The organism is Neobacillus fumarioli NBRC 102428, from assembly GCF_001591485.1.
GTDB lineage: Bacteria > Bacillota > Bacilli > Bacillales > Cytobacillaceae > Neobacillus > Neobacillus fumarioli.
Genome location: NZ_BCUZ01000030.1, coordinates 21,751 through 27,750, shown reverse-complemented (window position 1 = coordinate 27,750; position 6,000 = coordinate 21,751). Strand labels below are relative to the sequence as shown.

Below are 6,000 nucleotides of genomic sequence, written 5' to 3'. Positions count from 1 at the left end.
ATTTTATATCCGACTAAACTAAAAAATTTATTTTTTGTTTCAGATCCTATCAAAAATTTGGATTTACCGAGAGTTTTTAGACTATAAGGCTACATATGAAGAAAAAAACCAATTTCTCAGTTTGCATTACTGAGAAATTGGTTTTTTTATGTTGAGATTTCCTTAACGTTATTAATCCCTTCTACAAAACCACCTATAAGAACTACGAAATGCTCCCAATTATTTTTCTACGTTTATTTCTTCGTGTCAGCCCAATAGTTGTATATGATTTCTTTAAACATTTCATTTAAATATTTCTTCTTTTGATTTTTCAGCCATTCTACCTGATCAATCGGCAATTTTAATTTTAATGTAATAGCTTCATCAGGCATCTCGACTTTTCGAATTTCTTCTAATGTGATCCCTTCCTCAATCGCTGGAAACCAGGAATCATGCTCGTTCACTATGTTAATCCCTTCATATTCTTTCAAATCATCAAGTTCACAAAATAAATGCAATTGCGGCAGACGTCCTGGCAAGACGGTGACATGCATGATAGAATTGATGATTCTCCCATCTTCTAATTCAATTTCTACAATAAGACTGTCTTCTTTTTGATACCTTTTCAAGACAACCTCGGTAACAATTAGGTCTACTTCCAGCGTAACCCCTGAACTAGAATCAAAGATATAAATGGCGCTTTTAAATACATAAATATCCTCACCATCAAATTTGACTGATTTTACTACAGCCATCTCCCGTTCCCCCATCATTTTAAAAGGCACATTCTGCAAAAAAGAAACTTAAACGATCGTCATTTCAAACTAACTTTAAAGCGCACTTTTTTAACATTATAACGCTTATGTAATGATTCAAAAAGAAAAACGCCATTCAGGAAGAATGACGTTAACTTTCTAAACCCAATTATCATCCCCATTATCCCAGCCGCTGCCGTCATCTTGATCTTGATAATCGTATTGGTCATTGTCATCTTGAGTGCCTCGATCTCCGTCCCAATTCCTGTAATCGTCCCCTTGATTGTGATGGAGCTCCTCCTGCAATTGATCAATCTCATGCTCCTGAATGATATTTTGATCTAATAATTCCCTCATGATTTCATGATCCTCAAGGTTTTGCAATGCATTGAACTGATCAAAGCCAATTCTGCCCTGTTCAAATAAATAGGTCAAGAGTGCCCCTGCAGCGAATCCGCCCGCAAACGTGCCAAACCGGCCTAGTCCACCGGGCTCTGGCCCGTAATAGTCTGGTCCTCGGTCATAATAGCCTCTCCTTGGATCAAAGATTTGCGGCCGGTTCCGATTCGTAAGCGGCCGAATGATAAGAAAATAAATTAAGACGATAATTAAAATGATACTGACTAAAATCATTCCATTCGCCTCCTCATCAAATTGTACTTAAAACTTTAATATCCTATCCCTAAAATTATAACGTAAACAGCGGAAGAATAAAAAGAAGCCTCTTTCTTATGGGACTTAGTATTTATAGTTTACATAATATTATTATAACAAAGTATAAACCATAATTAAAATTAATTTGACGGACTAGAGCAGCAATCCTATAAATAGGCTTATTTTTACACTTTGTCGTATTTTGTCAGAATATTTCCATCCTTTTTAGTTGAATACTAGTTTTTAAAAATGATATATTAATTTTGGAATTGACAATACTATCAATTCCAAATCTTCCAATTACATAAAAGGAGGAAGTATATTGAGCCAATTAGCAGTCAATGTAAATGAAAAGGTGGAAAAGTTTTTAACTGGTAAGAAGAAGCTGTTTATTGATGGACAATTTGTTGAAAGTCTTTCGCACAAAACATTTGATACGTACAATCCAGCTACAGGTGAAGTGCTTGCCGCTGTATATGAAGCAGGTCCGGAAGATATCGACCGAGCTGTCAAAGCTGCAAGAAAAGCTTTTGATCAAGGTCCATGGTCCAAAATGGGGACAGCCGAGCGAAGCCGCTTGATGTATAAACTAGCTGATTTGATAGAAGAACACCGTGAAGAACTGGCTCAATTAGAAACTCTCGATAACGGAAAACCTATTCGTGAAACTTCTGCCGCGGATATTCCGCTTTCAATTGAACATATGCGCTATTATGCTGGATGGGCAACTAAGATTGTCGGCCAGACGATACCGGTTAATGGACCGTTCTTTAACTATACCCGTCATGAAGCCGTTGGGGTTGTCGGGCAAATTATTCCGTGGAACTTCCCGTTATTAATGGCCATGTGGAAACTTGGTGCTGCTCTGGCAACAGGCTGTACGGTTGTCTTAAAGCCTGCAGAACAAACACCGCTGACTGCCTTATATTTAGCTGAATTAATTCAAGAAGCCGGGTTCCCTCCAGGGGTTGTGAATATTGTTCCAGGATTCGGTGAAACTGCCGGTCAGCCGCTCGTGGATCATCCGCTTGTAGATAAAATTGCTTTTACCGGTTCTACTGAAGTCGGAAAATTAATTATGGAACGTGCAGCTAAAACCTTAAAGCGGGTTACGCTCGAGCTTGGCGGCAAGTCACCTAACATCATTTTACCGGATGCCGATCTTACAAAAGCAATTCCTGGCGCCCTAAATGGGGTAATGTTCAATCAAGGCCAAGTATGCTGTGCCGGTTCAAGGGTATTTATTCAGAAGAAACAATTTGACAATGTTGTCTCTGACATGGTCAGCCATGCGCAAAAGATTAAGCAAGGAGCCGGTTGGCATGCTGATACGGAAATGGGCCCGCTGGTGTCAGTTGAACAGCAGAAACGTGTGCTGGGTTATATCGAAAAAGGCCTAAATGAAGGAGCGGAATTGCTGGTCGGCGGTGAAAAACCGTTTGAACAAGGGTATTTTGTTTCCCCAACCATCTTTGCAAACGTTCGGGATGAAATGACGATTGCCAAGGAAGAAATCTTCGGTCCTGTTATTACGGCCCTTCCATATGAGGATCTCGATGAACTGATTGATCGAGCAAACAATACCGAGTATGGCTTGGCTGCGGGGGTTTGGACGAAAGATGTGTCCAAGGCACACTACATTGCCAGCCGTCTGCGTGCTGGCACAGTATGGGTCAACTGCTACAACGCCTTTGATGCTGCTTCACCATTCGGCGGCTATAAACAATCTGGAATCGGACGTGAAATGGGCTCCTATGCCTTGAATAATTATACCGAAGTGAAAAGTGTGTGGATTTCGGTAAAACAATAAGACGAAAAGACCATTTGACGGTAGGGTGTCCTGCTCTCAAATGGTCTTTTTTTCTTAAATTAAATTTCTTTTTGCTTCATCATCTGCATCCGCTTATTAAACAAAGCTGGATAGGATAAAAATCCAATCATGATGCTGGTAACAACCGCTGTCGTTAATAATAAGAACAAAATAAGAAGTTGAAACTGCACCGCCTGAACGGGATCGGCACCCGCAATAATTTGTCCGCTCATCATTCCGGGCAGCTGCACGAGCCCGATTGTTTTCTGACTCTCAATGGTAGGAATCGTACTTGCCTTAATAGAAGAAATAAGCGATGCTTGGATGGCCTGTTTCGGTGTTCCCCCAAGTGATAAAATCAGTTCGGTTTCATCTTGGCGTGCCTCTACTTCGGCTGTGAATCGATTTAAAAAAAGAATCGCAAGCACCATGGAATTTCCAACGACCATTCCGCTAATCGGAATAATATATTGAGCAGTTGGACGTATGATGTGAAATCCGATCAAAATAGACTGGGTCAGCACTTCAACTGCGACAAACGTTACAACCAGCTTCCATGTCATGCCTTTAATGGCTTTCCCTTTTTTCCTGGCATTTTGCGTTGCCGCACTAATCATCAACAGCAGCATGAGCACGATAAAGATAAAGCTTTTAGAGGTAAATACGAATTTTAAAATCATCCCTACAATTAGTAATTGAACAATGGAGCGAATCGTAGCGATGATCGTATCCTTTTCAAGTCCCAACTTTAAAGTTTTTGATAAAAGAATCGGGATCAGTACAAAGACAAGGGATAAAGCTAAAGTTGCATAACTCATTCTATATCCCCCTTCACAAACTGCTGTACACTTTCATTTTTTGAATATAGCAGCCTGCTGCTTTCCACAATTTCGATCAGTTCTCCACCCATCATGACCCATGAATAATCCCCGATCGATATGGCCTGCTCCAAGTTATGTGTAATCCAGATAATCGTGGTGAATGATTCTTTATTGATTCTGACAATTAGTGCTTCAATTTCCTGTTGGGACACCCGATCAAGTGAAGAGGTGATTTCATCGAGTAAAAGTACTTTTGGCTGATTGACAAGCGTCCGGGCAATGGATACTTTTTGTCGCTGACCGCCGGATAAATCCTTCACATTTTGGTTTAGGAATTTTTCTTCCAGACCGACCAGCTTTAACAGTTCTTTTGCTTTTTTCTCTTGTAATTGCTTTCCTTGTAGTGTCAATGGGAGCGATAAATTTTCCCACACACTGCCGCTGATCATCGTGGGACTTTGTAAGGCAATTCCTACATTCCGGCGCAATTCAGTTGGTTCATATGTATCAATCCTTTTGCCATTGAAGAAAATGTCGCCTGAAGCTGGAGAAATTAACCCATTGCATAATTTAAACAGTGTCGTCTTTCCTGCCCCCGATGGCCCGACGATTGTGGTGATTTTTCCTTTCAGAAATGAGCCGGTTATGTCTTTTAAAATAGAAACGTTCCCATCAGCATAATATACATGTGATAATGTTATGACTTCTTGGTTCTCGGTCATTGAAGCTCCCCTTTAAATCCTTTTATCTTCTCATGATTGATTATACCAAAATAAGGATTTAAAGGGGAATATCGTTTAGTAGGAACGGTTAAACTTGTGGGACAGTGTTGTTATTGCATGGGGTTCAACCGGTTTACTGATCAAATACCCTTGCGCAAAATCACATGAATGATCGGAAAGAAAATGCAATTGTTCTTCTGTTTCAACCCCCTCTGCCACGACTTGTAAGTTTAAATGATGAGCTAAGGAAATAACGGCAGAGGTAATCGCAGCATTTGCATCGTCCTTTTCTAAATTCATAATAAAGAACTTATCAATTTTGAGCGTATTGATCGGGAATACGATCAAATAGCTTAATGATGAAAAGCCTTTGCCGAAATCATCGATGGATATTTTGATCCCTAAGTCTTGTAATTTTTTTAAAACGAGCGCTGCGTTATCCGGTTGTTTCATGACCATTCCTTCGGTCAATTCTAATTCCAGAGAACCTGGAGACAGGCCTGTCTGGGCAAGTGCATCTATGATTACTTCTTCCAGATCTTGTTGTTCAAATTGGATGGGGGATAAATTGACACTTACAGATAGATGATGCAACCCTGCTTCATGCCATTCTTTACATTGCCTGCAGGCCTCGCGAATCACCCATTCACCGATCTGGATGATCAGACCTGTTTCTTCTGCATTTGGAATAAAGGAATCTGGGAACAGAAGATGATTCTCTCTTCTCCATCTGATTAATGCCTCTGCTCCGTCAATTTGGCCAGTCTGTATATTCAGTTTCGGCTGGTAATGAAGGACAAATTCATTTTGATCAATTGCCTTCTTCAATAAATGTTCCATGTCCATCCGTTCAATCTGATGGAAGCATTGCTGAAGGAAAGAGCTAGGAAGCTTGACCAAGGCATCATGATGGGTCATCTGTTCAATTAGTGCTTGAGCTTGCCTAGAAAGTTGCTGGTAAATTCTTTCTAATTCTTTAATTTGGGCAAACAGCCTTTCGATCTCATCATTTAAATGATCATGACAAAGTGCATTCATTTCAAACCTCCTGTTTTATATCAGACTTACTGACGTAAACAAGCATGCATGGTTGTTGACTAGGTGTTCGGGTATTATCATTTGTTTGGGAATCGTTGGTACACTCATGATTAAACTAGCGGGATCATTCATTGTATTTGCTATTTGTGGTAGTAAATCGATGGGGTATTCGGAGAAAAGATACACGAATGAAACGTTCAAACAAGGAATGGGTAACCTTT

Annotated in this window: 6 protein-coding genes; 1 reads left to right on the top strand and 5 read right to left on the bottom strand. The window is 40.1% G+C overall.

What is annotated here, in order from left to right; genetic code table 11:
• Positions 1 to 233 precede the first annotated feature (233 nt).
• Together BFU02S_RS07245 and BFU02S_RS07240 are read right to left on the bottom strand one after the other, a co-directional pair.
• Positions 234 to 734 (bottom strand): hypothetical protein, encoded by a 501-nt coding sequence (locus tag BFU02S_RS07245; RefSeq protein WP_066368554.1) that lies wholly within the window; start codon positions 732 to 734, stop codon positions 234 to 236.
• A 159-nt stretch (positions 735 to 893) separates the two neighbouring features.
• Complete coding sequence (locus BFU02S_RS07240; RefSeq protein WP_066368544.1) at positions 894 to 1,367, bottom strand: hypothetical protein; 474 nt, start codon at positions 1,365 to 1,367, stop codon at positions 894 to 896.
• Between the two features lie 343 nt (positions 1,368 to 1,710).
• Here BFU02S_RS07240 and BFU02S_RS07235 point away from each other — a divergent pair, with 343 nt between their 5' ends.
• Positions 1,711 to 3,198: an aldehyde dehydrogenase family protein gene (locus tag BFU02S_RS07235; protein ID WP_066368542.1), complete on the top strand. Its 1,488-nt coding sequence runs from the start codon at positions 1,711 to 1,713 to the stop codon at positions 3,196 to 3,198.
• A gap of 59 nt (positions 3,199 to 3,257) precedes the next feature.
• Here the strand turns inward: BFU02S_RS07235 and BFU02S_RS07230 are convergent, their stop codons facing one another.
• The 3 genes from BFU02S_RS07230 to BFU02S_RS07220 all read right to left on the bottom strand — a co-directional run bounded on the left by BFU02S_RS07230 (position 3,258) and on the right by BFU02S_RS07220 (position 5,779).
• A complete protein-coding gene (locus tag BFU02S_RS07230) occupies positions 3,258 to 4,016 on the bottom strand; it encodes an ABC transporter permease (RefSeq protein ID WP_066368530.1) in 759 nt (252 codons plus the stop codon).
• Positions 4,013 to 4,741: an ABC transporter ATP-binding protein gene (locus BFU02S_RS07225; protein WP_066368527.1), complete on the bottom strand. Its 729-nt coding sequence runs from the start codon at positions 4,739 to 4,741 to the stop codon at positions 4,013 to 4,015. The genes BFU02S_RS07230 and BFU02S_RS07225 overlap by 4 nt, the downstream gene beginning before the upstream one ends.
• 75 nt (positions 4,742 to 4,816) lie before the next feature.
• Positions 4,817 to 5,779: a putative bifunctional diguanylate cyclase/phosphodiesterase gene (locus BFU02S_RS07220; RefSeq protein WP_066368525.1), complete on the bottom strand. Its 963-nt coding sequence runs from the start codon at positions 5,777 to 5,779 to the stop codon at positions 4,817 to 4,819.
• Positions 5,780 to 6,000: the final 221 nt, after the last annotated feature.

What these genes read in the sequence shown, in the direction of transcription:
- BFU02S_RS07245 (WP_066368554.1), bottom strand. Translation starts at nt 734, where the DNA reads ATGGCTGTAGTAAAATCAGTCAAATTTGATGGTGAGGATATTTATGTA.
- BFU02S_RS07240 (WP_066368544.1), bottom strand. Translation starts at nt 1,367, where the DNA reads ATGATTTTAGTCAGTATCATTTTAATTATCGTCTTAATTTATTTTCTT.
- BFU02S_RS07230 (WP_066368530.1), bottom strand. Translation starts at nt 4,016, where the DNA reads ATGAGTTATGCAACTTTAGCTTTATCCCTTGTCTTTGTACTGATCCCG.
- BFU02S_RS07225 (WP_066368527.1), bottom strand. Translation starts at nt 4,741, where the DNA reads ATGACCGAGAACCAAGAAGTCATAACATTATCACATGTATATTATGCT.
- BFU02S_RS07220 (WP_066368525.1), bottom strand. Translation starts at nt 5,779, where the DNA reads ATGAATGCACTTTGTCATGATCATTTAAATGATGAGATCGAAAGGCTG.